Raw genomic sequence first — 25,168 nt, 5'->3', positions numbered from 1 at the left:
ATCAGAGCATCGCCAGCGGCTTTTTTCGTGCCGGCGGCGGGAAGGCGGCGTCGAGTGCCGCCCAGTCCTCGTCGGTGATGTCGAGGGAGACGGCATCGCGGTTTTCCGCGGCCCGCGCGGCATTCGCGGTCTTCGGAATGACAATCACGCCGTCGCGTTCCAAAAGAAAGGCAAGAGCGACCTGCGCCGGCGTCGCCTGATTGGCTTTGCCGATGCGGATCAGTTCGGGGTTATGCAGGATGCGGCCCTGCTCGATCGGCGAATAGGCCATGACGGGGATATTGCGTTGCTGGCACCACGGCAGCAAATCGAACTCGATGCCGCGTCGCGAGAGATTATAGAGCACCTGATTGGCGGCGACGTTTCCGCCCGATGGAACCGCAAGCAGTTCCTCCATGTCTTCGGTGTCGAAGTTGGAGACGCCCCATGCGCCGATCTTGCCGGCAACCTTCAGCGCCTCGAATGCCTCGACGGTCTCGCCGAGGGAATGATCGCCGCGCCAATGGAGGAGATAGAGATCGAGCCGGTCGGTGCCCATGCGCGAGAGGCTGCGTTCGCAGGCTTCGATCGTGCCCTTGCGGCTGGCATTCCACGGATAGACCTTGCTGACGAGGAAGACGTCGTCACGCCTCCCACGGATCGCATCTCCCACGATTTTCTCCGCCCCACCGTCGGCATACATCTCAGCCGTGTCGATCAGCGTCATGCCAAGGTCGAGGCCGGCTCTCAGACTCTCGACTTCGCGTTTCGCGTCGGAGGGATTTTCGCCCATGTTCCATGTGCCCTGGCCGAGCGCCCGCACATCGGTGCCGTCAGGAAACCGGATGGTGGGGATAGGGTCGTCCTGCATCGCTTCTTTCCCCGTGTTAGGCCTTTCGGCCAAGTGATATACATTGGATATCAAGGGTGAGATATGACCAAAGTCACGCTTTCCAAGTGGAGCAACAGCATCGCCATGCGCCTGCCGAAAGCGGTGATGGAGGAACTGCGTATCACTGCCGGCGATGTCGTCAACCTTGACGTCAGCAACGGCAAGGCGACGATCGCAAAGTCGAAGAGTTCCTTCAAGAAGTCCGAAGCTATGTCGGCAGGCTTCTCGGGCTCGAGACCGTGGACGCCCCCCCGTAATCCTGTCACCATCACAATCCAGGCATGGAATCTCGGGTTTAGGTCAACTATCCTGACCTAAACTAGCGAGATCCGCGTTCGTCAATAGCGGGTCGGGAGGTCCCATGCCACTGGACACGTTTCTGGCACTCATCCTGTTTGCCTTTACGACATCGATCACACCGGGCCCGAACAACATGATGCTGTTTGCATCCGGGGTGAATTTCGGCTTCCGGCGGACGATCCCGCATATGCTCGGCATCGGTGCCGGATTCTTTTCGCTGTTGCTCGGCGTCGGCCTGGGGCTTGGAGCGCTGCTGCATACGCTGCCTGTTGTCTATACCGTCTTGAAGTTCGCCGGTGGCGCCTATCTTGTCTGGATTGCCTGGAAGATCGCCAGTTCGCGGTCTCTCGGCGAAGGCAAGGGCGCTGTGAAGCCGATGTCTTTCCTTTCGGCGGCCGCCTTCCAGTGGGTCAATCCGAAGGCATGGGTGATGGCCGTGACTGCGATGGCGACCTACACGATCCAGGACATCTATCTCGTCAGCGTGCTCATTGTCGGCCTGGCCTTTGCTGCCGTCAACGTGCCGAGCGTTTCCACCTGGGCCGGTTTCGGCTCGGCGCTTCGCGAGTGGCTGTCGGATCCGGTGCGGCTGAAATGGTTCAACATCACAATGGCCGCTCTCCTCGTCCTCAGCCTCTGGCCGATGCTAATATAGTGCGATCGGTGGCTTCGTCAGCATCAGCCAGAGAATGCCGATAACGGCAAAGAAGGCGGGGTAGCCGAAGGCGAACCAGACGCGGTAAAGGCGGAAATAGGCCGTCGGCAGCGACGTTTGCGCGCACGCCGCGCTCCTTGCTAGATTGCGAAGGCGGATCTGGATCCAGACCACCGGCAGCCAGAAAATCCCCACGACGACGTAGAGTAGCAGCGACAGGGCGATCCAGCCCTCGCTCAGCGGCCAGCCGACGAGCCTCGCCAAGAAAAATCCTGTCACCGGCTGGAGAATTGCCGCGGTCGCGGTGAAAATAGTGTCGGCGATGACGACCGTTCCAGCGACATGCGCGATCAGCTGGGGATCACGCGTCCTGTGTGCCATCACCATGAAAAAGGCGATGCCTGCGCCGGTACCGAACAGCACCGTCGCGCCGACCACGTGGGCGAGCAGGAGCAGCTGTTCCAGCATCAGCGTTCGTCCAGAATGGCAAGGCAGGCGAGCGTCAGCAGGAGCGATGGAAGCACCTTGACGAGCGGTCCCAGTGGATCGAGCCAGAGCGAAGGTTCGAGAATGCAGGCGCCCGCGAGGTAGGCGAGCGAGACGGCAAGCATCCCGGTAAGGGCGAAGCGGGAAAGCGGCCTGACGAGGACTGCCGCGCCCAGCAGCATGTCGATGAAACAGGTCAGCAGGGTCAGCGCGACGGCTGCGCCGGGTGGCATGATTGGCAGGAAGCGATCGCTGGCGCGTTCGAGCCCAAAGAGCGGAATGACGCCCGAGAGCAGCCAGAAGAGCGACAGGCAGCCGATCATCAAGGGTTTCAGGAGATAAAGCCGAGCGAACCAGAGATCCTGGATGCCCGAAGGGGTGGATAACAAGGCCGCGGATAACGGCCGCGTCGCTCGTGTCCCGCCGTTCGTGGTCCGTGTGTGCACGCCTTCGGACATGACGGTCATTGCCGTAGAGCGCAGCGGCGATCGCCATCCGAGGCGACCGGCAAAATCGGCAAGCCAGGCGACAGGCTTCGCGGCGCTCTCGTGAAGGGCAATGACGGGCGCCGGCGGAAGGCCAAGCCATTGCCGGTGCAGCAGAACCAGATCTCCAAGCGTCATCGTCTCGCCGGCTGCAAGATCGAGGTCGGTGCCGGAGGTCAGCCGCCCGCAAGCCGCGTCGCTGACGGCGGTCACCACATCGTCGAGCGCAACTGCCTGAGCAGCGCTTCCGGCATGGACCAGCGGCAGACAGAAGGGGAAGGACGCGAGCGCGCGCAGCAGTGCCGAGCCGCCATACGCATTGCGGCCGAGCACAAGCGCCGGACGCAGGATGACGTGGGGCAGACCGCTTGCGGCAAGCGCTTCGTCCGCCTTGCGCTTGGTGGCGAGAAACGGCAGGTTGCCCGCCGCACCGGCGGTGCGCGCAGATATCTGGACAATGCGTTGTTGCGACGAGCGTCCTGCCGCTTCGTAGAGGGCGAGCATCGAGTTTGCCTGGGTTGCCGCAAGGTCGTCGGACAGGCCATCCTGCAACGCGCCTGCGCAGTTGATGACCACATCCTGGCCCAGGATGATTTCGATCCAGTCCGCTGCCGACGTCATGCGTGAGAGGTCAGCGCCTATCCAACGCATGCCCGGCTGCTTCAGCCGGGCGCGGCCGGGGTTGCGTCCAAGGCCGGTAACCGCGTGACCGTCGCTCAGCATGCGATTGGCGATGGCTGAGCCGATGAAGCCCGTGGCGCCGAGAATCAGGATGTTCATGCCGCTGAGCTTAGTCGAAAAGTTGCATGTGCATAGAAGGGCTTGGCGCGGTATATTCTAGTGCTTAATAGTAGGATCGCATTCGCGGAGGGCTCTCTCTTGCACGACGATCACGATCATCATCACGACAACCACTATTCCGACATGCAGGCGCGGGTGAAGGCGCTTGAAACGGTGTTGACGGAGAAAGGGCTGATCGATCCGGCGGCGATCGATGCCATCGTCGACACCTACGAAACGAAGATCGGTCCGCGAAACGGTGCGCGCGTCGTCGCCAGGGCCTGGAGCGATCCTGAATTCGCGGAGTGGCTGAAGCGGGACGCAACCGAGGCGATTTCGAGCCTCGGCTATACCGGCAGGCAGGGCGAGCACATGCGCGCTGTTTTCAATACAGCCGATACCCACAATCTCGTCGTCTGCACCCTCTGCTCCTGTTATCCGTGGTCCGTTCTCGGCCTTCCGCCGGTATGGTACAAGGCGCCAGCCTATCGTTCGCGGGCGGTCATCGATCCACGCGGCATACTTGCCGAGTTCGGCGTGACCTTGCCGGAGGGCAAGAAAATCCGCGTCTGGGATTCGACGGCGGAACTGCGTTATCTCGTCGTCCCAGAGCGGCCCGAGGCAACCGAGGGGTGGAGCGAGGAGCAGCTTGCAGACCTCGTCAGCCGCGATGCGATGATCGGCACCGGTATTGCCGCAGTTCCGGGAGCGGTCGCATGAACGGCCCGCACGACCTCGGCGGACAAATGGGCTTCGGACCGGTCGCACCCGAGAAAGACGAGCCATATTTTCATGCGGAGTGGGAGAAGCGAGCGCTGGGCCTGACCTTGTCAGGCGGCGCGCTCGGCGCGTGGAATATCGATGAAAGCCGGCATGCGCGCGAGAACATTCCGCCTGCCGATTATCTCTCTGCGACCTATTACGAAATATGGATGCGGGCACTCGAGGCCTTGCTGCAGAGGCATGGTTTTGTGAGCGGAGGCGAGATCGACACCGGTCACAAGCAGACCGAGGGGACAAAGCCCAAGCGTGTCCTCAAGGCCGATATGGTCGCGGGGGTGCTGGCAAAGGGTGGCCCTTGCGATCGTCCGGCCGATGCCCCGGCACGCTTTGCCGCCGGCGATGTCGTGCGGACGAAGAATTTCAATCCGACCACCCACACACGACTGCCGCGCTATGCGCGCGCCAAGGTCGGTGTCGTCGAGGCGGTGCAGGGCTCCTTCGTCTTCCCCGACGACAATGCGCATGGCAGGGGCGAGAACCCGCAATGGGTCTATACCGTCGCCTTCGACGGCGATGAGATCTGGGGCGAGGGGGCGGACCCCTCGCTCACCGTGTCGATCGATGCCTGGGAGAGTTATCTTGAGCCGGCGTGACACCCGATCGCCCCTTGCGCTGTCGCCACAACTGCCGACATCGGACGACGGGGAGCCGGTGTTTCCGGAGCCTTGGGCAGCCGCGGCCTTTGCGATGACCGTGCATCTGCACGAGCGAGGCCTGTTCACATGGGCTGAATGGGCGCAATGCCTTTCGACGGAATTGCACAAGCCCGGCCGCGCCAAAGACGGCAGCGACTATTTCGATTGCTGGGTGGCCGCGCTTTCGGGACTTCTGGTCAGTCTTGGCATTGCCGATGCGGACGTGATTCTGGCCCTGCAGAAAAGCTGGCAGCGGGCGGCAGAAGCAACGCCGCACGGCAAGCCGATCGAACTGGCGAACGATCCACAACGCTGATCGTCAGGACGGGAACTGTCTGTAGCATTCCTCGGCGACCTTTCTCAGCATGCCGCGCGATATCTCGCCGGTCACGGCGTAGCCGAGTTCGCCGTCGATCCAGTAGAAGGTTTCAACCTTGTCGGCGGCTGCAAAGCGGAAGCTCGTCGTGCGGTTGTCGGCGTTTCGGCCGACCAGCACCGTCAGGCGTTCACCACCCTGGTTCTCGTACATGAACATCGCACCCGGCCTGCCGTCGACCGGCAGGAGGCGGCCCCCTACCAGCTGGAAGCCGAGGGTCTGCAGATCGGGAACCTTGAGGTTCGCGATGGCCAGCCGCTTGCCGAGCCAGGTCGCAAGGTGAGCCTCCTCGTTTGCGAAAACCTCGACCGGATGACGAACCTCGCCGGCGTAGACCAGGAAGGCGTTTTGCGCTTCCCTGGGAAACGTGTCGGATGCGGCGAGCTGCAGTTCGGGTCTTTCAAAGAATTGCGGCCCATAGTGCCCGGCCACCGCCCCGAGTGCAAAAAATGCGGCGAGTGCCGCAGCAACAGCCGAGCGCCTTGGCCATGCGAATGCGGCAGCCGGCCGACTGACGAGGTCGCTATCGGTATCCCTGCTCTTCTCGTGGCCGGCAAAAAGCGACCGGATCTCGGCGTTCTGGGCCTGCCATCCGGCCACTTGCGCGGCATCGTCCGGGTGTTCGCTCAGCCACTCTTCGATCCTCACTCGATCCGCTTCCGGCAGATGCCCGTCGGCGTAGGCATGAAGATCCGCTTCGGTCACGGTGGGGTTGATCTCGTTCATTTCGGTCTCCGAAGCGTAATAATGTTGTCGGCTTTCATGCGGTCTGCGATCTGCCGTCGCGCGCGCGACAGGCGCGACATCACTGTGCCGATAGGGAGGTCGAGGGCACTCGCGACCTCCTGGTAGGTGTAGCCCTCGATGACAACAAGCATCAGGACGGCGCGATGGTCTTCGGACAGGCCGTTCAACGCAATCTCAAGCCGCGAGCGTTCCAGCGGGTCATCATGCGTCTCGGGCGCGGCCAGGTCGACGGCACCGTCGAGGTCGACAAGGCCGCCGCGGACGGTACTGCGACGCTGGTTGCGATAGAGGTTTGTCATGACGGTCAGCACCCAACCGCGCAGGTTGAGGCCGCGCCATTGCATGCGGCGGGCAAGTACCTTTTCGACGCAGTCCTGAAGCAGGTCCTCGCCGTCGGCATCGGAGCGCGTCAGGCTTCGCGAGTAGCGTCTCAGAGACGGGAGGAGGGCCAGGATCTGGCCCTCGAAGGTTTCGGGTGCGGGTGGCTTCATGCCTGCTGTCCCATCTGCCGCCTACGGCTTTGCAACATCCCAGACATCCTTGAAGCCGTCGCCTGAAATATCGCCCATCTTCGTGTCCTTGACCCAGTAATAGAGCGGCATCCCGTCCTTGGCCCACTGTTTCGTGCCATCCTTGCGGTCGATAACCGAGTATGCTCCCTCAGCCTTGGCGTTGCCATCCGCCATCAGCGGCGGCCAGGCCTTGGCGCAATCGTCATAGCAGTTGGATACGCCTGCCTTGTCTTTCTTGAAAGTATAGAGGGACATGCCGTTTTCGCCCGCGAGCACCTTACCCTTGGCCGATTCGACCGTTTTGATCGGGGGTGCTGCAAAGGCGGATGTTGCTGCGGCCGACGCAACGGCCATTGCGATCATGAACTTCACGGATTTCATCAGCTCTCTCCTCAGGTTGGGCGCGCTTTTTGCGTTGCCTGACATGAGACACGGCAGACGGCGGATTTATTCCCGATGCGGCGCAAGATTTTTTGCGGTTGCCTATCCCGTGCGAATCCTGCCAAGTCGATTGACCATGCAATTTGCTCCGCAACAAGATGAAGCCCTGAAGGCCGTTTCAAAATGGCTGAAAGAGGGACGGACCCCGATTTTTCGCCTGTTCGGCTATGCCGGCACGGGCAAGACGACGCTTGCCCGGCACTTCGCGGAGCACGTCGACGGCGATGTGCTGTTTGCGGCCTTCACCGGCAAGGCGGCGCAGGTGCTGCGTTCGCGCGGGGCGAGCAATGCGAGGACCCTTCACTCGTTGATCTACCGCCCGCGCGGCGAGGAGGCAGTCGAGGACGAGGAGACCGGCAAGACGTCGATCGCGCCGATGTTCTCCATCAACCGGCAGAGCCCGGTTGCGAAAGCTGCTCTCATCATCGTCGACGAATGCTCGATGGTGGACGAGGCGCTGGGCAAGGATCTGATGAGCTTCGGCACGCCGATTCTCGTCCTTGGCGATCCCGGCCAGCTGCCTCCCGTTTCAGGCGGCGGCTACTTCACCAATCAGGAGCCGGACTACCTGCTGACCGATATCCATCGGCAGGCGCGCGACAATCCGATCATCAAGCTGGCGATGCAGGTGCGCGAAGGCAACGAGATCATGCATGGCGACTATGGCGCCGCCCGGGTGATCTCGAAGAACGAAGTCAACCAATCGCTCGTGCTGGATGCCGATCAGGTGCTTGTCGGCACCAATCGCACGCGCCGGCGGTACAATCAGCGGCTACGCGAGCTGAAGGGCTTTACGACCGAATATCCGCAGACGGGCGACAAGCTTGTGTGCCTGCGCAACGACCCGGCCAAGGGACTGCTCAATGGTTCGCTCTGGCAGGTAATGACGTCTTCGAAGGAGACGACCAAACCCGGTATCAACCTGCTGATCCGTCCCGAGGACGACGACATGGATCGCGGCGCAGCCAAGATCAAGCTCCTGAAGCAGGCGTTCGAGGATGTCGAGGGAGAAATTCCCTGGAACACCCGTAAGCGCTACGACGAGTTCGATTTCGGCTATGCACTGACCGTGCACAAGGCGCAGGGTTCGCAGTGGAACAATGTGGTGCTGTTCGATGAAAGCTGGGCGTTTCGCGATACCCGGGAGCGCTGGCTCTACACGGCAATCACGCGCGCGGCGGAAACGCTGACGATCGTGCGCTGAGCTGCTTCGGAAAAGACCGGGTTCAAACCTGGACGATACCGAGCAGCACGGCCTTTGCGATCGCCTGAAAGCGGTTGTGAGCCTGGAGCTTGGCGATGATTGCAGTCTCAATTGACTTTGCTTCGTCCTCTTTCAGGCCGAGCGCACGGGCTAGACGGTGTGTCGACAGTCCCTCGGCCATCAGGATCAGACACCGGCGCTCGTGGTCGGTCAAGGCGTGTTCCGACTGATTGTCGTTAAGCGGCAGATCGCCCTTGTCATTCCCGTTTTCCAGGAGCTCGCTGACCTGCTGGAGCTGACGGTGGAGCGTGGACATCTCGGCGCAAAGCTCACGCTTGCGGGATGTCAATGCGGAGCGAAATACGGCGTCGGCGGCTTCCTGCGACGTGGCGCTGCAGAGATCGTTCATCAGCTCCTGGATCACGGCCACTGCCATGCCCGCTTCGCGGCAGACGTTGATAACCGCCATTCGCATGACATCCGTGGAGTTGTAGACGCGCATGAGACCGATCCGGCTCGATGCGATCAGTCCCTTTTCCTCGTAGAAATGCAATGTCCTGTGCGTTACCCCAAACGCATTGGCCATGTCGGCGATCGGCACTTTACCATGGGGCAGATCCGGCGGCAGGGCGGCTGTCGGTAGAAATCTGTGTGCCGGCGGTGCCTGCGCGGAAACGCCTGTCGAAAGCGTTTGCTTGTATCTATCGGCCATGAACCCTCCTGTTGTGCAGATCGTGCAGCTTGCGCAGTGCGGAGATGTGGGCGCGGTCGAACGGGGTTTCCTCTAGTGGTCCTTTGGTTTCTGTAGCAACGGCCGATGCGCTGTGGCGATGCATTGCGGTTAGGTTATGCGCCGACTAACTGATTTGTTAGTGTTAAAAATAATCACTTTTAAATAATAGAGCAATGTCGCCGCCAGTGCTGGTTTATTTGGTCGGAAATAGCCAGAATTCTGCGGTCTAATCGTTTCATCAGGCGAAATAGAAGCGAAATTACTTATTTTCGTCCTGCGTGCGGAAGTTGTGCCGCCCATCAGAAATTCAGATGCGTTCATGCACGAATCTCGTTGGCTCCGGGCGGGTCCTTGGCTTAAAAGCATTGCAGCCTTTGCCGCAATGGAAGTTCGCCATGCCGACTACGCTTTCCGTAAATCTCAATGCTGTCGCAATGCTCCGCAATCGCCGCGATTTGCCCTGGCCGAGCGTCGAGGGACTGGGACGAATTGCGCTGGCCGCAGGGGCGAGCGGATTGACCGTTCACCCGCGGCCCGACCAGCGGCATATTCGCTTTTCCGATCTTCCAGTCATACGCAATCTGATCGACGACGAGTTTCCGCATGCGGAGTTCAACATCGAGGGTTACCCGACGGATGAGTTTCTGGACATCTGTGCGCACGCTGCCCCCGAGCAGGTGACGCTGGTGCCCGACGATCCGATCCAGGCTACATCGGATCACGGGTGGGATTTTCGCAAGAACCGGGATTTCCTGACGGCCGTGATTGCACGTCTGAAGGCAACGGGTACCCGCGTCTCGCTGTTTGCCGATGGCGATGGCGATGCGGAAGCCGTGGCGATCGCCAAGGCGGTGGGCGCCGATCGGATCGAGCTTTACACGGGTCCCTATGGCGGCTGCTATGACGCGCCGGAGAAGGCCGCGCCGATCCTCGAAGCGCTCGGTAAGACGGCGGACGCTGCGCTGGCGCTCGGGTTGGGCATCAATGCAGGCCACGATCTCACCGTTGCCAACCTGCCGCCGCTCGTGAAGCGTATCCCAAAGCTTGCGGAAGTCTCCATCGGGCACGGTCTGACCGCGGATGCGCTGGAATACGGCATGGCCGAAACCGTTCGCCGGTTCTGCCGTGCTTGCGGGCAGAAGGTCTAGGCATTTTCGCTTGTCGAGAAGCCCGCCCGGCGAAATGCGGAGCGGGCTCGTGCGGGATCAGGCGGTGAGTGCCGCCTTGTGCGCTACGAAGAAATCCCTGAGCTTTTCCTGGTGTTTGCCGGTGAGCGTCGTGAAGTCGCCGGTGACAAGGTCGAAATTGCCGGCGCGAATGTTTGCGTCGGCAGACACCAGCATGTCGGCGACAAAGTCCGGCAGGCCGGCACCGCGCAGGCCTTTGCCCAGTTGTTCATCGGTCACCTTCACGGCGACCAGCGGCTTGCCGACGGCGTCCGCTGTGACGGCGGCGATCTGGTCTGCGGTCAACGATTCGCTTCCGGTCAGCGTGTAGGTCGCACTGTCGCTCGTGCCCGATGCGAGGGCGGCGGCGATCGCCAGCGCGCAGTCTTCACGCGAGATATTGGCCACCTTGCCGTCGCCTGATGCCGTGTACCAGCTGCCGGCCTGCAGATTGTGCGGCATACCGTGGAGGTAGTTGTCCATGTACCAGGCGTTGCGCAGGATCGTGTATGGAAGGCCGCTTGCCTTAACGGCATTTTCGGTGCCGAGATGATCCGGCGCGAAGGTGACGAGCGACTTGTCGGGCGAGGGCATGGATGTGTAGGCAACATGCCTGACGCCTGCTCGGACTGCGGCTTCGACGGCGGCGGTGTGCTGCTTGAGGCGCTGTCCGGGAACGGCGAGCGCGTCCGTGCTGATGATCAGCAGGCGATCGACACCCTCAAATGCTGCAGCGAGCGTCGCGGCGTCGTCAAAGTCGACCTTTCGGGTTGCGACGCCTCTGGCAGCTAAGCCTGCGAGTTTGGCGGGGTCGCGTGTGGCGGCGATGACGTTGGCCGCTGGAACCTCGTAGGTTTCGAGCAGGTGGTGGATGACGCGCTGGCCGAGTTGGCCCGCCGCACCGGTGATGAGAATCGTGTCGCTCATGTCTTTGCCTCGAGGGGTTCGATTGTGGTCTCAAAAAGAGACTAGCACTAAAATAGGAATTGACGGGGTGCTGTAAAGGAGGCAGTTTTTAGGCTCTACGTTACCAAAAGGGAACCAACGCATGCGTGGCGCCATCGTCAACCTGAAGAGCAAGGCAGCACCCGGAATTCGGCGTGAGATCGATCTCGGCAGTCTCGATTTCGGCAATTGCCCGGTCAGGGACATGATGCAGCAGATCGGCGGCAAGTGGGCGACGCTGATGCTCGAAGCGCTGTCGCAGCGTCCCTATCGCTTCGGTGAATTGAGGCGGACGATTCCCGATATCTCGCAACGCATGCTGACACAGACGTTGCGGGATCTGCAGCGCGACGGTTACGTCGAGCGCGAGGTGTTTCCGACAAAGCCGCCGAGCGTCGAGTACCGAATGACGGAACTCGGACGCTCGCTTTACGGCACGCTTGCTCTGCTGCTGAATTGGGCGGAGGCGAACCATGATGCGGTTCGCGCCGCACGTGCTCGTTTCGATCAAACCTCGATCTGAGATCAGCGGCGTCGGCCTTCCGTCAGGAAGAGCAGGAAGGCACAGGCGGGGAAGCAGAGGCCGATCCACGCCGTCATCGCCCAGCCGCCCGTGGCAAAGGCCCAGCCGCCGATCGCGGAACCAAAAGCGCCGCCTGCGAAAAACGTCGCCATATAGAGGCCGTTAAGACGGCTGCGGTGTTCGGCGCTGATTGCGTAGATCGCCCGCTGTCCGACGACCAGATTGGTCGTCACGCCGAAATCGAGAAGGATTGCGGCGGCGGTCAGTAGCAGCAGGGCGGTTATCGATCCGTCCGCTGCAAAGTGGCCGATGAGGAATGCCGCCATTCCAAGCAGCATCGCGAGGGCAGAGGCGATCCTGGTCAGGCCGCGGTCGGCAAGGCGCCCGGCGATGGGCGAGGCGATGGCGCCGGCGGCGCCCGCCAGTGCAAAGAGCGCGATTCCGTTCTGCGTCAGGCCGAATTCCTGACCCGCAAGCAGCAGCGGCGTCGTCGTCCAGAACAGGCTGAAAGCGGCAAACATCCCAGCCTGGTAGAGTGCCCGGCGCTGCAGCACGCGCGAATGCAGCGCCAGATGCGCCATGGAGGCCAGCAGTTCGCGGTAGCTCAATTTGGTGTGCGGAACGCGAACCGGCAGGTTTGCGCGCAGGATGACGACCAGGAGGACCATGATCGCCGCTGTCACGAAATAAACCGTATGCCAGGAGGTGGCTTCGGCGAGGAAGCTGGCGAACGGACGGGCGAGCATGATGCCGCAGAGCAGGCCGCTCATGACATTGCCGACAACGCGACCGCGCGTGGCGTCCGGCGCCATGTTGGCGGCAAAGGGAACGAGCACCTGCACCGCGACGGATGAGAGGCCGATGCAGAGCGAGGCGATCAGGAACATCGTCGGTGTCGACGACAGGGCCGCGCCGACCAGGGCGACGGCGGAGGTGGAGATCAGCGTCAGCACGAGCTTGCGGTTTTCAAGGAGATCGCCGAGCGGGACGATCAGCAGCAAGCCGAGGCCATAGCCGATCTGCGTCAGCGTCACGATCAGGCCGGTGGCGGTGGGGCTGAATCCAAGCGAGGCGCTGATCGGCCCGGCCAGCGGTTGGCCGTAATAGAGATTGGCAGCCACAAGCCCGCAGGCGGCGGCGAAAAAGAATGTCATCAGGGGCGAAATCGACGGTGGGGCGACGGTTTCTTGCGTTGCGGCAGAGAGGCTCATGCTGGGCTCCGGTGGGACGATCGGGCGATCAATGCAGTCTGCAGGAGCGGCCAGCCGCTTCCTGTGTGGATGGGGTCAGTCGAGGAGTTTCATGGCTGCCTCGGCGACGGCGGCCATGTCCTCCTCCGTGCGTCCAGTCTTTCCGACGATGCGCATGCCCTTCGTCAGGCAGAGCAGCGCCCGGGCTGTCGTCTCGACGTCGATGTTGCTGGAAATCGAGCCATCGCTTTGACCGAGGCGTAGAAGATCGAGAATGAGCCTCTCGTTGGCATGGAAGGCCGCAGCCACCCGGGCGGCGGCTTCCGCGTCGAGGATCGCCAGTTCGTTGGCGCTGCCGACGACGAGGCAGCCGCGCTTGCCGGATTCTCCATAGGACGAAATGGCATAGGACGTCAGGACGGCGCGGATTTTTTCGCGGCCTGTCCCGGCTTTGGCCATCCGCGCGTCAAGCAGATCGCGACGAACCTTACGGTAGCGATCGAAGGCCGCGAGGAAGATGCCGCGCTTGTCCTTGAAAGCCTTGTAAACGCTCCCCGACGCAAGCTCCATGGCGTCGGTCAGTTCGGTTATGGAGGCGGCGTGATATCCGCGCTCGGAGAAGACGCGCAGCGCCTTGTCGAGCGCCGCGTCCATGTCGAACTCCCGCGGTCGTCCGCGGGCCTTTGTCTTTTCGTCTGCCGCCGTTGAGATCATGACGAACCAATTAGGGAATGATCGTTTCCAAATCAAGTGAAACTTTTGCCACGCAACAAGGATCAGAGATCGAGGACCCAGGTCTGGCAATTCTCCTGCGGGCCGAACATGCAGTGTTTCTCCTCGGAGATGAGGCGGAAGCCTGTCTTGACGTAGATGCTTCGAGCCGCATGCAGGATGTCGTTGGTCCACAGCGATATCTGGCGATACTTCTTGGCGCTGGCGAAGCGGATGCACTCATCCACCAGCGTCTTGCCGAGGCCAAGCCCGCGTGCAGCCTTGTCGACATAGAGAAGCCGCAGTTTGGCAACGCCGTCGCCGCCATTGGCTATCAATACAGAGCCGACGTTGATGCCGTTGCGCTCGGCGATCCAGCAATACTCCAGCTGAGGATCGAAATTGTTGAGGAATTTGCCTGCGACATCGGCAACCAGGCCCTCGAAGCGCATATCCCACCCATATTCATCCGTGTAGGCCTTTGCCTGGCTTTGGACGATCCAGCCGATGTCGCCTGGGCGATGGGCGCGGATGATCGCAGGCGCCGACGCCGCGTTCGGATCGAGCAATGTGCGGATCGTCGTCATGGCGGAAACAATGCTATGCGGCTCGCCAAGCGCGAGGCCTTCAAATCGTTCGGCGATCTGCGCGCTGGAGCGTCTGCCAAGGTCCTGAAATTGCGCGCGTCCCTGGTCGGTGACAGAAATGATCTGGCTCCGCAGGTCGGAGGGGTCTGGCTTCGCCTCGATCAGAGCCTCCGCGCGGAAGCGCTTTAGGATACGGCTGAGATAGGCCGGGTCGAGCTGGAGGTCGCGTGCAAGCGTTACCGCTCCAATACCGTCGTGCGAGCCGATCTCGAACAGAACGCGCGCATCGGTCAATGTGAAGGGCGTGTCGAGATAGGCCCTGTTCAGGACCCCGAGGAAGTTGGTGTAGAAGCGATTGAAATCGCGAGCGGCCTCGATGAGGGCGGAATCGGACATGGAAAAATCTCCCTTTCGGGAGACTTTGTCCTTAATTCAGTTGACTGAGTCAACTAAATTATCTCGTTATGCCGCGACCGTTTCGGCCATCGATCCGTGACCGAGGGCGAAATCGACAGCAGCTTTTGCATGGATCTCCGTGGTATCGAAGCCGGGAAGGGAGAGGCGGTTCGGATCGAGGATCAGGCAGATTTCGGTGCAGCCGAGAATGATGCTGTCGGCACCCTTTGCCCGCTCGCGTTCGATGATCTGCAGCAGCTTCTGGCGAGAGCTGTCGAGGACTTTCCCGGCGCACAGTTCATTGAAGATGATGTCGTGGACGGTCGTTCGGTCGGCGGGGTCGGGCACCACGATGTCGACGCCGAGGCCCTTCATGCGGTCGGCATAAAAACCGTGCTCCATGGTGTAGCGAGTCGCTAGGAGCAGCGGACGCCTGCGGCCGGCGGCCTTCAGCGAGGCCGCTGTTTCGTCGATGATGTGGATGAGCGGCACGGAGATCCGCGCGGCAACCTGGTCGGCGATCAGGTGCATCGTGTTGGTGCAGATGAGAACGCTGCGTGCGCCAGCGATCTGCAGGCGCAGTGCGGCGTCGCCGAGGCGCGCGGCCGCGCCATCCCAGTTGCCGGCTTTCTGCAAGGCCACGATTTCCTCGAAATTGACGGAATGCATCACCAGCTCGGCCGAGGAGAGGCCGCCGAGGCGCTCGCGCACCATCTCGTTGATCAAGCGATAGTAGACCGCGGAGCTCTCGAAGCTCATGCCGCCGATCAAGCCGATTGTCTGCATTTCCGTGTTCCTCCTCAATGGGTCATCCGATTTGCCAATGATGCTTGGAATTTGACGCAAACGGTTCGCGTTGTTTGTCATTTTTGCAGGCGATGCGGTGGATATTTGCGTAATCCTGGATTATCGTGCAATAAACAGGCGCACTCGACAGGAAATGCGATGCTGGATGAACGCGACAGGCGAATTCTGGAGTTTCTACAGGCGGATGCCGGCATTTCGGTGACGGATCTCGCAACGCGTGTGGCGCTTTCGGTTTCCGCATGCTCCCGCCGTATTCAACGACTTGAGGAAAGCGGGCACATCGCGCGGCGGATCGTCGTTCTCGATCGCGAGAAAATGGGCGTTCCGACGACAGTCTTCGCGCTGATCAAGACAGCCCATCATTCGGATGAATGGATCGACAAGTTCCGCAGGGTCATTGCCGATATTCCGGAGATCGTGGAGGCCCATCGTTTGACGGGCAATCAGGATTATGTGCTGAAGATCGTGCTGCCACGTGTCGAGCACTATGACGTCATCTACAAGCAGATCGTTCGCAAAATCGAGCTCTTCGACGTTTCGGCGTCCATTTCCATGGAACTGCTGAAAGGCGGCAGCTCGATCCCGGTCGGCTACGCCGTCTGAGGCCGTGCGGCAGATCGCCCTCGGCGGGGACCGGCGCAATCGACACGCGCGCAGCTAGTGCAGGCTAGCTATGCCCAAACGACTGTTGAAAGCGGTGCGGCATCAATGACATGGTCCCGTTGTGCCAGATAGCGAAAGGGCAGATCATGAGCGATCATCACGTCGTCGTTGTCGGCGGTGGATTCGGCGGCCTTCAGGTGGTGAACGATCTGAAAGGCGCAGGTGTCCGCATCACGCTGGTCGATCGGCGCAATCATCATCTCTTCCAGCCGTTGCTATACCAGGTCGCCACCACCATCCTTGCGACCTCGGAGATCGCCTGGCCCATTCGCCGGCTCTATAGCGATCGACCCGAGGTCACGACGCTCCTCGGCGACGTTTCCGGCGTGGACACTGCCGCGAAAGAGCTTGCATTGCGCGACGGAACGACCTTGCGGTACGACACCCTCGTTCTCGCCACCGGTGCCACGCATGCCTACTTCGGGCGCGACGAGTGGGAGCCCGTGGCGCCCGGCCTGAAGACGCTCGAGGATGCGACGACGATCCGCCGGCGCCTGCTGCTTGCTTTCGAGCGTGCGGAGACGTCGAAGGATCCCGCTGCGCGCGATGCCCTCCTGACCTTCACCATCGTCGGGGCAGGGCCGACAGGCGTCGAACTCGCCGGTATCATCGCCGACCTGGCGCACAAGACGCTGCCGCGGGAATTCCGCAACATCGATACCCGCACGACGAAGGTGATCCTGGTAGAGGCCGGCCCACGGGTGCTTCCGAGTTTCGCGCCGGAACTCTCGGCCTATGCGCAAAAAGTGCTCGAAGACCTGGGCGTCGATGTCCGTCTCGGACAGCCCGTGACGAACTGCTCGGCCGAGGGCGTGAAGATCGGCGAGCAGTTCATCGCGAGCAGAACTATCGTCTGGGCGGCCGGCGTCCAGGCGTCGCCGGCGGCGACGTGGCTGGCGGGTGCTGCCGACCGGGCGGGGCGCGCCGTTGTCGGCAAGGATCTGACAGCGCCCGGATTGCCCGAGGTTTTCGTGATCGGAGATACGGCGTCTGTCGTGCAGGAAAACGGTACGCCTGTACCCGGCATCGCGCCGGCAGCGAAGCAGCAGGGCTCTTATGTGGCAAAGGTCATCCGGGCGCGGCTTGCGGGCAGGGCAGCACCGTCGCCGTTCCGCTACCGGCATCAGGGCAGTCTGGCGACGATAGGCCAGAGCGCCGCTATCGTCGACTTCGGCAGGATCAAGCTGAAGGGGGGAATTGCCTGGTGGATATGGGGCATCGCCCACATCTATTTCCTCATCGGCACGCGCTCGCGCTTTGCCGTCGCGTGGAGCTGGCTGTGGATCTATCTGAGCGGCCAGCATAGCGCACGTCTGATCACGCAGAAGGAAACCATGCGGGACGAAAGTTAGGCGGCTCCGGAGAGCCGCCCGACGTGTTATGCCAGCGAGGCGATATCGATGACGAAGCGGTAGCGCACGTCGCTTTTCAGCACGCGCTCGTAGGCTTCGTTGACCTGCTGGATATTGATCTTCTCGATCTCCGACACGATGTTGTGCTTGCCGCAGAAGTCGAGCATTTCCTGCGTTTCCTTGATCGAACCGATCATCGAGCCGGACAGGCTCTTGCGGCCGGGGATCAGCGAAAAGGCGTGGACCGGAATGGCGTGCTCCGGGGCGCCGACGATGACCATCGAGCCGTTGACCTTGAGAAGGCCGAGGTAGGCGTTCCAGTCGATTGCAACGCCTGCGGTGCAGATGATCAGATCGAAGGTGCCGGCAAGTTTTTCGAAGGTCGATGCGTCGCTTGTGGCGTAGTATTCCTTGGCGCCGAGCTTCAGTCCATCTTCCTTCTTCGACAGCGTTTGCGAGAGGACGGTGATATCGGCGCCCATCGCAGCACCGAGCTTGACGCCCATGTGACCGAGGCCGCCCATGCCGACGATCGCAACCTTCTTGCCGGGGCCGGCATTCCAGTGGCGCAACGGCGAGTAAAGCGTGATGCCGGCGCAAAGCAGGGGCGCTGACGCGTCGAGCGGAAGGTTTTCCGGAATCGACAGGACATAGCCTTCCCTGACGACGATCGAGTCGGAATAGCCACCTTGCGTCGCCGTCTTGCCGTCGGCTTCGACGCCGTTGTAGGTCTGAACCAGGCCCGGCATGTACTGCTCGTTGTCGAGGTCGCGGTTGGCGCATCCGACACAGGAATCGACGAAGCAGCCGACGCCGACACGGTCGCCAACCTTGAATTTCGTGACCGCAGAGCCGACAGCGGACACGATGCCGGCGATCTCGTGGCCGGGAACGATCGGGTAGACCGCATTCTTCCATTCGTTGCGTACGGTATGGATGTCGGAATGGCAGATGCCAGCAAACTTGATGTCTATGACGACATCGTCCGGATTGGGCTCGCGACGCTCGAAGGTGAACGGCGTCAGCGGCTTCGATGCGTCTGTTGCAGCATAGCCTTTTGCGATAGCCATTGGAAAACTCCATATATCTTGGTGGGGTGGTTCGGACGCTGAGACTTATGGGCCAAAGGCGGCCATAGGCGGTAGAGCGATCCTCCTAGCTTTTTGCACAATCCTGCAAATGTCAGGGTATCGACTGCTTGAAGGTGCCTTCGTTTCGCTTAGATAAAGGCGTCTCCCATTGCATCAACACACGGATTTTCGCGCATGACTTTGCCTTTCAGTCCCTATGTGGAAATAGCCTCCATTGCAGAGCGCTTTGCACCTGGCGACGGGGAGTTCGCCACCGCCGTCGACAATCTGTTCGTAAGCCGCCGATCGCGGCCGACGGAGCCGCTGCACACTGCCTACAGGCCGTGTTTTGCGCTCGTGCTGCAGGGGGCGAAGAGCCTGCGCCTCGGCACCGAGACACTGAGTTACGGGACGGGCGACTATCTGCTGACGTCGCTCGATCTGCCGGTAGCGTCGAGGGTTACGGAGGCCAGCGAGCAATTGCCGCATCTCTGCCTGGCACTTGCGATCGATGCCGAGAAGCTGTCGGCGCTGCTCAGGCGGGTCGAGGTTCCACGGCAGGCCACCGACAAGACGGGTCTTCGCGGCATGGCGGTCAATACCGCGCCGCCCGAGCTGCTTGACGCTGCCGTCAGGCTGCTGCGGCTGCTCGATCGTCCCGACGACATTGCCGCGATGGCGCCGCTGATCGAGGAGGAGATTCTTTACCGCATTCTGACGGGCCCGGACGGTCCCCGGCTTCTCAATATCGCGATGGCGGAAAGCCAGGGAAACAAGATCGCGCGGGCCGTCGGCTGGCTTCGCGAGAATTTCTCGAGGCCGCTTCGTATCGAAGAGCTCGCCGAGCGCGTCAATATGAGCGTGTCCTCGTTCCATCATCACTTCAAGTCGGTGACGGCGATGACGCCGGTGCAATACCAGAAGCAGCTTCGGCTGCACGAGGCGCGGCGCTTGATGCTTGTCGAACGACTCGACGTCGGGACCGCGGGATTTCGCGTCGGCTACCAGAGCCCGTCTCAATTCAGTCGCGAATACGGTCGTCTCTACGGCCTGTCGCCGCTGCGCGACCTAGATACGATCCGCGAAACTATCGCGGCGGAGTAGGGTGGTTGCGTGGAGGCGATGCTCGCATCCACGCCGACCGTTAGTCCGTTGCGGCGCTTGCATCCTCCTTGGTCGCGCTGGTGGCCGTCATGTAAGCGACAATTCCAACGATCGCGCACAGGAAGATGCTGCTGGTGTAGATGGTGCCGAAGCCAAGGCCGCCGTATTCCGCCGGTTGGGACAAGAGGTCGCCCAGGGACGCGCCCAGCGGGCGGGTGAAAATGTAGGCCAGCCAGAAAGCGAGAATGGCGTTCATCCGTCCGGCGTAGTAGGCCATGGCGATCAATCCAATCACGCCGGCGAAAAGCATTGCCGTCGTGAAGTAGCCCAAACCGAGTTTCTCGGCGATCAGGTCGCCGGCCGCGGTACCGAGCGCGAAGGTAAACAGGATGGCAGACCAATAGAAAGCCTCGCGGCGATCCGTGTAGATCGTGTGTATGGACAGCGTCCGCTCAAGCTGCTGCCAGATCACGAACGTGGCGACAAGGGCGATGATGCAGAGGGCGGTCGTCACCTCCAGCGGAACACCGAAATTATCGACGAGGTTGTCCGTAAAGAGGGTGCCGACAACACTGATCAGCACAACTGCCATCCAGTAGATCCACGGGACGTAGCGCTTCGTCGAGAATTGGAGCGCGAGGGCGAGCGCGAGGATTGCGGCCATGATCAAGGATGTGACGGTCAAGCCCAAGCCGAGATTTACGGCGAGATAGTCTGCGGCTGTTTCGCCCATGGTCACGGCCATCAATTTGATAAGCCAGAAGTCAACCGTTACGTCGGGAACGCGGTTCGACCGATCTGTGAGGGAGACGTTTCGTCGTGGCATGGCTATCTGTTCCCCTTACTTTCCCATGATCGTCATGGCGTCGCCGAGGAATTTGTCGGCTCGTGCGTCGTCGTCGGCGTTGCATCGCTCGACTGCCTTTACCTCCAGCTCGTTCACTTTTTTCATATCCGCATCGCTCAAAGTCGCGGAAACCTTCGCGGCGCGCATCTGTTTCAGCGCATCTTCACAGGGGACTGTCGCGTGCGCCTGGAAGGGGGCGGCGAAGAATACAAGCGCAAGAAGGCTGTTGATGATTCCGGCGGCTGCAATGGTTCTCATGGTCAGGTCCTTTGTTATGATGCCACGCATCGCGTATTCGTCTCGTGACGTGGCCAGACCCTAGACGAAGAGGCATACGAGCGTTTTGCTCAAACCATACGCTTTGGTAAGGTTGCGCGGAGCCGGTAGCGTCCGCGGCGAAATCAGATAACCTGCGGACGCGAGCGCTGCTGCAAACGCCGGCCCGCATGGTATTGCCGCGAGTGGAGCCGGGACGCGCATGCGCATACTGCTGATCGAGGACGACCGAAAAACCGCCGCCTACATCGCGAAAGGGCTTGAGGAGGCGGGTCACGTTTGCGATTTGGTCGCAGACGGACGCGATGGGCTATGTCAGGCAACCGGCGAAACCTACGATGTTGCAATCGTTGACAGGATGCTTCCGGGCCTCGACGGATTGTCGTTGGTCAAGGCGCTTAGGGCTGCTCGCGTCGACACCCCGGCGTTGTTCCTGACTTCCATTGGTGGCGTTGACGATCGCGTGGATGGATTGGAAGCCGGTGCGGACGACTATCTGGTCAAGCCATTTGCATTCTCCGAGCTTCTGGCACGGGTGAACGCACTGGCCCGTCGGCCGCCAGTCCAGGAGCAGAAAACGGTCCTCCGCGTTGCCGATCTGGAACTCGACCTGCTCCGCCGGCAGGTCATGCGTTCCGGACAGCCGATTGATTTGCAGCCTCGTGAATTTACACTGCTCGAAGTGCTCATGCGAGGCGACGGGCGCGTCTTGACGCGGACAATGCTATTGGAGCGCGTATGGGATTTTCATTTCGATCCCAAAACCAGCGTGGTCGAAACGCATATCAGCCGATTGCGGGCCAAGATCGACAAGCCGTTCGAAACACAGTTGCTCCACACGGTTCGAAACACTGGCTACAGCCTGCATGCGCCACGCTAAACTTCTTCGCAGCACGCCCTTCCGATTGGCCCTTACCTTTGGGCTGGCATTTGTTGTCGCGTTCTTTCTCGCTGGTCTTATTACCTATCAGATGCTGGACAGAGGACTGGCACGGCAGCTCGATGAGGCCGTCAACGAAACCTATTCGGTCGTGGCTTCCACCTATGCACAAAATGACGTGGAAGATCTGGTTGCCGCGGTAAATACCTATGCGCGTCTGCGTTCGGTCGACCACAGCATTTTCTCTCTGGAGAACGCGGCCGGGAACCGGCTTGCCGGCAACTTTGCGGCCCCGGCGCTCGCATTGGGACTGACCACTCGGGAGGCGTCTGCGCTAGGCCTCGCTGGTCAAGGCGTCTATCGGATCCGGGTCGGCATCGTTGGCGACAATCGCCTCGTGGTCGGTCAAAGCTTTACCGAAACGGAGCAACTTGCCGACATTCTCCTGGTCAGCCTTGGGTGGGCGGCAGGTTTTATCGTCTTGACTGCTGTTCTCGGCGGTTTCTTCCTGGCTGCAAGGGCTCAGAGCCGGCTTGACGCCGTCGCGCAGACAATGATCGACGTGTCGAACGGCCGGCTGGAGACACGCATACCGCTCAGAGGAAACGGAGATGATATCGATGTCGTTTCCGCGCGCATCAATGATGCGCTTGGTCGGTTGTCGGGTCTCGTCGAAAGCATGCGGCAGGTCAGCTCAGATATTGCGCATGAACTCAAGACGCCCCTCAACCGCCTTAGGATGACCCTGGAGGGCGCGGCCGACAGGAACGATCGCGGTCAACCGATCGGCGCTCACATCGCCGACGCCCTGTCCGAAAGCGACCAGATCAACGCGACCTTCGACGCGCTCCTGCGAATATCGCAAATAGAAGCCGGTGCGCGAAAGACGCGCTTTCGGCCGGTCGATTTGACGGATCTCCTCGCATCGATCGCGGAGATCTACGGCGGCGTCGCCGAAGATGCAGGGCAGACGCTTCAGCTCTCGACGCCAGACGACGCATCAGTAAGCGTGACGGGTGATAGGGACCTTCTGATACAGATGTTTGTGAACCTGATCGAAAACGCAATCACGCACAGCCCCAAGGGGACGTCGATCAGCGTCTCACTCGCCCTTGAGACAGGCGCGGCGGAGGTTTTTGTATCCGACAACGGCCCCGGCATTCCTTTCACGGAACGCGAGAAGGTATTCCAGCGCCTCTATCGCCTGGAGAAAAGTCGGACCAGTCAGGGAAGCGGCCTTGGATTGAGCTTGGTTCGTGCTATCGCCGACCTTCATTCGGTCGAGCTCTTGCTGAAGGACAACAATCCGGGACTCGGCGTGCATATGATTTTTCCGCGTCACTGATCGTCTCCGGCCCCGTTCGCCAGCCGGCGGATGGGACCGGAGATAACTGTTCGCTTTTCAGCTTCACTGAACTTGGCGCAGGTCTGAGACCTGACGCCCATTTCCCTTCCCGGTGGCATACGAAATCTTGACATGCTCGCCGACGCTCAGGCTTTCGACCTCGATTCCCTCGGGCAGGTGAAACCTCTCCCCGTTGGTGAGTGTGATGGTGTCCCGCGCTTTGCTGATGCTCTTAATCGTGCCTGTGGTTTGTGCAGCGAGGGCGCTGCCCGCGATCAAAGCGGCGGTTGCAGCAGCGAAAATAACGGCCTTCATCATGCTTCTCCTTTTGGATGCGATATCGCGGAGTGCAGATACTGGAGCTAAAAGCTGTCCGGAACGTCTCCAGGATTTTACAAAGTGGTAAGATTGCGGCCGATCGAGCGGTACGCCGGCTGGAGGCGGCCGTCGGAGATGAGCGACAACCACCGAAAAATTCCAGATATTGTGCTTGACGCGTCATGGACTTTGCAGCATAAAGCACGCGAACCGTACCGTACGGTACTTATGGGAGCTTACGTCGTGTCTGTCGAAAATTTGGAGCCAAGCGAATTTTCGCCGCGCCAGAACGCCGTTCTGGAGCAGGCGCTGCGGCTGCTCGTTGACGGCGGCGAAAAGGCGCTGACGACATCGGGTGTTGCGCGTGCGGCAAACTGCTCCAAGGAGAGCCTCTACAAGTGGTTCGGTGACCGCGACGGGCTGTTGTCGGCGATGATCGCCTATCAGGCGAGCAAGGTCAGGACGTTCGAGCGCAACGGTGAGCGGCTGACGACGGCCAGCCTGCACGACCATCTCGTCATTTTCTCGCGCGATCTGCTCGATGTTCTGGCGGGTGACGTTTCGCTGGCGCTGAACAGGCTCGCCATCGGCCAGTCGCCACGCGACGGCTCCAAGCTCGGCAAGCTCCTGCTGGAGCGCGGACGACGCCAGATCGACCGTCGCGCGATGGGATTGATCGATTCCGGCAAGCGCGCCGGACTGCTGCGTTTCTTCGACGCCGACGAGGCGTATCATACGCTCTATGGCCTGATCGTTTCGGATCTGCATGTGCGCATGCTGCTTGGCGACACGGGCGTCAAGGATACCGGCCGACAGGCGGAGAGGGCGGTGACCTCGTTTCTCCGGCTCTACGGCACCGAAAAAGCATTGGCGGACATGCCTCCTATCGGCTGATTTCGCTTTTTACTGACACTCAACAAGACAAGCAAAGGGAAGGAAAATTCAAATGCGCGTCTATTACGATCGTGATGCTGACCTCAACCTCATCAAGTCCAAGAACGTCGTCATTGTCGGCTATGGCTCCCAGGGCCGTGCGCACGCGCTGAACCTCAAGGACAGCGGCCATGCCAACGTCGTCATCGCCCTCAAGGCCGGCTCGCCGACCATCAAGAAGGCAGAGGCCGACGGCTTCAAGGTCATGACCGTCGCTGACGCTGCCAAGTGGGGCGACCTCCTGATGATGGCGACGCCTGACGAACTGCAGGCCGACATCTACAAGGCCGACATCGCCGGCAACATCCGCGACGGCGCCGCGATCGCGTTCGCACACGGCCTTAACGTTCACTTCGGCCTTATCGAACCGAAGGCGTCGCTCGACGTGGTCATGATCGCGCCGAAGGGGCCGGGCCACACGGTTCGCGGCGAATACCAGAAGGGCGGCGGCGTTCCCTGCCTCGTCGCCGTTCACCAGAACGCTTCGGGCAATGCTCTTGAGCTCGCTCTCTCCTACGCCTGCGGCGTTGGCGGCGGCCGTTCGGGCATCATCGAAACCAACTTCCGCGAAGAGTGCGAAACCGATCTCTTCGGCGAACAGGTCGTGCTCTGCGGCGGTCTGGTCGAGTTGATCCGCGCCGGCTTCGAAACGCTTGTCGAAGCGGGCTACGCGCCTGAAATGGCCTACTTCGAGTGCCTGCACGAAGTGAAGCTCATCGTCGACCTGATCTATGAAGGCGGCATCGCCAACATGAACTACTCGATCTCGAACACGGCAGAGTGGGGCGAATACGTCTCCGGCCCGCGCATCATCACCGCTGAAACCAAGGCCGAGATGAAGCGCGTCCTCAAGGACATCCAGACGGGCAAGTTCACCTCGGATTGGATGCAGGAATACAAGGCGGGCGGCTCGCGCTTCAAGGGCATCCGCCGCATGAACGACAGCCACCAGATCGAGGAAGTCGGCGCCAAGCTGCGCGGCATGATGCCCTGGATCGGCAAGAACAAGCTGGTCGACAAGTCCGTCAACTAAGCTTTTCTGCTTTG

Annotated in this window: 31 protein-coding genes; 15 read left to right on the top strand and 16 right to left on the bottom strand. The window is 61.1% G+C overall.

All coding sequences use genetic code 11. The features are described 5' to 3' along the window. Nucleotide 1: 1 nt before the first annotated feature. Nucleotides 2-850 (bottom strand): aldo/keto reductase, encoded by an 849-nt coding sequence (locus ASC97_RS14955; protein ID WP_057469077.1) that lies wholly within the window; start codon nucleotides 848-850, stop codon nucleotides 2-4. Between the two features lie 63 nt (nucleotides 851-913). Here ASC97_RS14955 and ASC97_RS14950 point away from each other — a divergent pair, with 63 nt between their 5' ends. Further along, on the top strand, nucleotides 914-1,189 hold the full coding sequence (locus tag ASC97_RS14950; protein WP_057469076.1) for an AbrB/MazE/SpoVT family DNA-binding domain-containing protein: 276 nt from the start codon (nucleotides 914-916) through the stop codon (nucleotides 1,187-1,189). Nucleotides 1,190-1,232: 43 nt separating this feature from the next. Continuing rightward, nucleotides 1,233-1,826: a LysE family translocator gene (locus ASC97_RS14945; protein ID WP_057469075.1), complete on the top strand. Its 594-nt coding sequence runs from the start codon at nucleotides 1,233-1,235 to the stop codon at nucleotides 1,824-1,826. Here ASC97_RS14945 and ASC97_RS14940 read toward each other — a convergent pair. Together ASC97_RS14940 and ASC97_RS14935 are read right to left on the bottom strand one after the other, a co-directional pair. Then, nucleotides 1,818-2,294, bottom strand: a complete 477-nt coding sequence (locus ASC97_RS14940) for a DUF2269 family protein (RefSeq protein WP_057469074.1) — start codon at nucleotides 2,292-2,294, stop codon at nucleotides 1,818-1,820. The genes ASC97_RS14945 and ASC97_RS14940 overlap by 9 nt on opposite strands. Further along, the gene (locus tag ASC97_RS14935; RefSeq protein WP_057469073.1) at nucleotides 2,294-3,577 is read right to left on the bottom strand and encodes an SDR family oxidoreductase; all 1,284 of its coding nucleotides are present in this window, start codon (nucleotides 3,575-3,577) and stop codon (nucleotides 2,294-2,296) included. Before ASC97_RS14935 ends, ASC97_RS14940 begins: the two co-directional genes overlap by 1 nt. A 144-nt stretch (nucleotides 3,578-3,721) precedes the next feature. Here ASC97_RS14935 and nthA point away from each other — a divergent pair, with 144 nt between their 5' ends. Genes nthA through ASC97_RS14920 form a run of 3 tightly spaced genes read left to right on the top strand, consistent with a single transcriptional unit; the run spans nucleotide 3,722 to nucleotide 5,311 of the window. Next, entirely contained in the window at nucleotides 3,722-4,297 is a 576-nt protein-coding gene (nthA, locus tag ASC97_RS14930; protein WP_057469379.1) for a nitrile hydratase subunit alpha, read from the top strand. Continuing rightward, the gene (gene nthB, locus ASC97_RS14925; RefSeq protein ID WP_057469072.1) at nucleotides 4,294-4,953 is read left to right on the top strand and encodes a nitrile hydratase subunit beta; all 660 of its coding nucleotides are present in this window, start codon (nucleotides 4,294-4,296) and stop codon (nucleotides 4,951-4,953) included. Before nthA ends, nthB begins: the two co-directional genes overlap by 4 nt. Beyond that, nucleotides 4,940-5,311 (top strand): nitrile hydratase accessory protein, encoded by a 372-nt coding sequence (locus ASC97_RS14920; RefSeq protein ID WP_057469071.1) that lies wholly within the window; start codon nucleotides 4,940-4,942, stop codon nucleotides 5,309-5,311. Before nthB ends, ASC97_RS14920 begins: the two co-directional genes overlap by 14 nt. 3 nt (nucleotides 5,312-5,314) lie before the next feature. Here the strand turns inward: ASC97_RS14920 and ASC97_RS14915 are convergent, their stop codons facing one another. Genes ASC97_RS14915 through ASC97_RS14905 form a run of 3 tightly spaced genes read right to left on the bottom strand, consistent with a single transcriptional unit; the run spans nucleotide 5,315 to nucleotide 7,011 of the window. After that, complete coding sequence (locus tag ASC97_RS14915; protein WP_057469070.1) at nucleotides 5,315-6,097, bottom strand: anti-sigma factor family protein; 783 nt, start codon at nucleotides 6,095-6,097, stop codon at nucleotides 5,315-5,317. After that, the gene (locus tag ASC97_RS14910) at nucleotides 6,094-6,609 is read right to left on the bottom strand and encodes an RNA polymerase sigma factor (protein ID WP_057469069.1); all 516 of its coding nucleotides are present in this window, start codon (nucleotides 6,607-6,609) and stop codon (nucleotides 6,094-6,096) included. Before ASC97_RS14910 ends, ASC97_RS14915 begins: the two co-directional genes overlap by 4 nt. Nucleotides 6,610-6,630: 21 nt before the next feature. Beyond that, complete coding sequence (locus ASC97_RS14905) at nucleotides 6,631-7,011, bottom strand: COG4315 family predicted lipoprotein (protein ID WP_057469068.1); 381 nt, start codon at nucleotides 7,009-7,011, stop codon at nucleotides 6,631-6,633. Between the two features lie 136 nt (nucleotides 7,012-7,147). Here ASC97_RS14905 and ASC97_RS14900 point away from each other — a divergent pair, with 136 nt between their 5' ends. After that, nucleotides 7,148-8,275: an ATP-dependent DNA helicase gene (locus tag ASC97_RS14900; protein ID WP_057469067.1), complete on the top strand. Its 1,128-nt coding sequence runs from the start codon at nucleotides 7,148-7,150 to the stop codon at nucleotides 8,273-8,275. 22 nt (nucleotides 8,276-8,297) lie between these two features. Here ASC97_RS14900 and ASC97_RS14895 read toward each other — a convergent pair whose 3' ends face one another. Further along, nucleotides 8,298-8,987 carry a MerR family transcriptional regulator gene (locus tag ASC97_RS14895; RefSeq protein ID WP_057469066.1) on the bottom strand — a complete coding sequence of 230 codons (690 nt, stop codon included), beginning with the start codon at nucleotides 8,985-8,987 and terminating at the stop codon, nucleotides 8,298-8,300. 416 nt (nucleotides 8,988-9,403) lie between these two features. On the opposite strand from ASC97_RS14895, the gene ASC97_RS14890 reads away from it, so the two are divergent. Further along, a complete protein-coding gene (locus tag ASC97_RS14890; protein WP_057469065.1) occupies nucleotides 9,404-10,156 on the top strand; it encodes a pyridoxine 5'-phosphate synthase in 753 nt (250 codons plus the stop codon). Between the two features lie 57 nt (nucleotides 10,157-10,213). Here the strand turns inward: ASC97_RS14890 and ASC97_RS14885 are convergent, their stop codons facing one another. After that, a complete protein-coding gene (locus ASC97_RS14885; RefSeq protein ID WP_057469064.1) occupies nucleotides 10,214-11,101 on the bottom strand; it encodes an SDR family oxidoreductase in 888 nt (295 codons plus the stop codon). A 121-nt stretch (nucleotides 11,102-11,222) separates the two neighbouring features. Between ASC97_RS14885 and ASC97_RS14880 the strand changes: the two genes are divergently transcribed. Further along, on the top strand, nucleotides 11,223-11,642 hold the full coding sequence (locus ASC97_RS14880) for a winged helix-turn-helix transcriptional regulator (protein ID WP_057469063.1): 420 nt from the start codon (nucleotides 11,223-11,225) through the stop codon (nucleotides 11,640-11,642). A 2-nt stretch (nucleotides 11,643-11,644) separates the two neighbouring features. Here ASC97_RS14880 and ASC97_RS14875 read toward each other — a convergent pair whose 3' ends face one another. From ASC97_RS14875 to ASC97_RS14860, 4 genes are all read right to left on the bottom strand, one after another. After that, the gene (locus tag ASC97_RS14875) at nucleotides 11,645-12,853 is read right to left on the bottom strand and encodes an MFS transporter (protein ID WP_057469062.1); all 1,209 of its coding nucleotides are present in this window, start codon (nucleotides 12,851-12,853) and stop codon (nucleotides 11,645-11,647) included. 75 nt (nucleotides 12,854-12,928) lie between these two features. Then, nucleotides 12,929-13,546 carry a TetR/AcrR family transcriptional regulator gene (locus tag ASC97_RS14870; RefSeq protein WP_057469061.1) on the bottom strand — a complete coding sequence of 206 codons (618 nt, stop codon included), beginning with the start codon at nucleotides 13,544-13,546 and terminating at the stop codon, nucleotides 12,929-12,931. Nucleotides 13,547-13,608: 62 nt separating this feature from the next. Continuing rightward, nucleotides 13,609-14,526, bottom strand: coding sequence for a bifunctional helix-turn-helix transcriptional regulator/GNAT family N-acetyltransferase (locus ASC97_RS14865; protein ID WP_057469060.1), 918 nt, complete (start codon nucleotides 14,524-14,526; stop codon nucleotides 13,609-13,611). Between the two features lie 66 nt (nucleotides 14,527-14,592). Beyond that, nucleotides 14,593-15,312: an aspartate/glutamate racemase family protein gene (locus ASC97_RS14860; RefSeq protein WP_057469059.1), complete on the bottom strand. Its 720-nt coding sequence runs from the start codon at nucleotides 15,310-15,312 to the stop codon at nucleotides 14,593-14,595. A gap of 159 nt (nucleotides 15,313-15,471) precedes the next feature. Here ASC97_RS14860 and ASC97_RS14855 point away from each other — a divergent pair, with 159 nt between their 5' ends. Next, complete coding sequence (locus ASC97_RS14855) at nucleotides 15,472-15,936, top strand: Lrp/AsnC family transcriptional regulator (RefSeq protein ID WP_057469058.1); 465 nt, start codon at nucleotides 15,472-15,474, stop codon at nucleotides 15,934-15,936. Between the two features lie 146 nt (nucleotides 15,937-16,082). Beyond that, nucleotides 16,083-17,348 (top strand): NAD(P)/FAD-dependent oxidoreductase, encoded by a 1,266-nt coding sequence (locus ASC97_RS14850; protein ID WP_057469057.1) that lies wholly within the window; start codon nucleotides 16,083-16,085, stop codon nucleotides 17,346-17,348. 26 nt (nucleotides 17,349-17,374) lie between these two features. Here ASC97_RS14850 and ASC97_RS14845 read toward each other — a convergent pair whose 3' ends face one another. Continuing rightward, nucleotides 17,375-18,418 (bottom strand): NAD(P)-dependent alcohol dehydrogenase, encoded by a 1,044-nt coding sequence (locus ASC97_RS14845; RefSeq protein WP_057469056.1) that lies wholly within the window; start codon nucleotides 18,416-18,418, stop codon nucleotides 17,375-17,377. Nucleotides 18,419-18,613: 195 nt separating this feature from the next. Here ASC97_RS14845 and ASC97_RS14840 point away from each other — a divergent pair, with 195 nt between their 5' ends. Beyond that, complete coding sequence (locus tag ASC97_RS14840) at nucleotides 18,614-19,522, top strand: AraC family transcriptional regulator (protein ID WP_057469055.1); 909 nt, start codon at nucleotides 18,614-18,616, stop codon at nucleotides 19,520-19,522. Nucleotides 19,523-19,562: 40 nt separating this feature from the next. Here ASC97_RS14840 and ASC97_RS14835 read toward each other — a convergent pair whose 3' ends face one another. Together ASC97_RS14835 and ASC97_RS14830 are read right to left on the bottom strand one after the other, a co-directional pair. Further along, on the bottom strand, nucleotides 19,563-20,348 hold the full coding sequence (locus tag ASC97_RS14835) for a COG4705 family protein (RefSeq protein WP_057469054.1): 786 nt from the start codon (nucleotides 20,346-20,348) through the stop codon (nucleotides 19,563-19,565). Between the two features lie 15 nt (nucleotides 20,349-20,363). After that, nucleotides 20,364-20,627 carry a hypothetical protein gene (locus ASC97_RS14830; RefSeq protein WP_057469378.1) on the bottom strand — a complete coding sequence of 88 codons (264 nt, stop codon included), beginning with the start codon at nucleotides 20,625-20,627 and terminating at the stop codon, nucleotides 20,364-20,366. Between the two features lie 220 nt (nucleotides 20,628-20,847). Here ASC97_RS14830 and ASC97_RS14825 point away from each other — a divergent pair, with 220 nt between their 5' ends. Together ASC97_RS14825 and ASC97_RS14820 are read left to right on the top strand one after the other, a co-directional pair. Next, nucleotides 20,848-21,525: a winged helix-turn-helix domain-containing protein gene (locus tag ASC97_RS14825; RefSeq protein WP_057469053.1), complete on the top strand. Its 678-nt coding sequence runs from the start codon at nucleotides 20,848-20,850 to the stop codon at nucleotides 21,523-21,525. Beyond that, the gene (locus ASC97_RS14820; RefSeq protein ID WP_057469052.1) at nucleotides 21,512-22,870 is read left to right on the top strand and encodes a sensor histidine kinase; all 1,359 of its coding nucleotides are present in this window, start codon (nucleotides 21,512-21,514) and stop codon (nucleotides 22,868-22,870) included. Before ASC97_RS14825 ends, ASC97_RS14820 begins: the two co-directional genes overlap by 14 nt. A gap of 63 nt (nucleotides 22,871-22,933) precedes the next feature. Here the strand turns inward: ASC97_RS14820 and ASC97_RS14815 are convergent, their stop codons facing one another. Next, nucleotides 22,934-23,188 carry a DUF1344 domain-containing protein gene (locus tag ASC97_RS14815; protein ID WP_057469051.1) on the bottom strand — a complete coding sequence of 85 codons (255 nt, stop codon included), beginning with the start codon at nucleotides 23,186-23,188 and terminating at the stop codon, nucleotides 22,934-22,936. A gap of 228 nt (nucleotides 23,189-23,416) precedes the next feature. Between ASC97_RS14815 and ASC97_RS14810 the strand changes: the two genes are divergently transcribed. Together ASC97_RS14810 and ilvC are read left to right on the top strand one after the other, a co-directional pair. Then, on the top strand, nucleotides 23,417-24,082 hold the full coding sequence (locus ASC97_RS14810; RefSeq protein WP_057469050.1) for a TetR/AcrR family transcriptional regulator: 666 nt from the start codon (nucleotides 23,417-23,419) through the stop codon (nucleotides 24,080-24,082). A gap of 52 nt (nucleotides 24,083-24,134) precedes the next feature. Then, nucleotides 24,135-25,154 carry a ketol-acid reductoisomerase gene (gene ilvC, locus ASC97_RS14805; RefSeq protein WP_037066175.1) on the top strand — a complete coding sequence of 340 codons (1,020 nt, stop codon included), beginning with the start codon at nucleotides 24,135-24,137 and terminating at the stop codon, nucleotides 25,152-25,154. The last annotated feature ends 14 nt before the right edge of the window (nucleotides 25,155-25,168 follow it).

Source organism: Rhizobium sp. Root1203, from assembly GCF_001424945.1.
In the GTDB taxonomy this organism is placed as follows: Bacteria; Pseudomonadota; Alphaproteobacteria; order Rhizobiales; family Rhizobiaceae; genus Rhizobium.
Note: the sequence above shows the minus strand (reverse complement) of the source record. Positions and strands in the feature narration are given on the sequence as shown.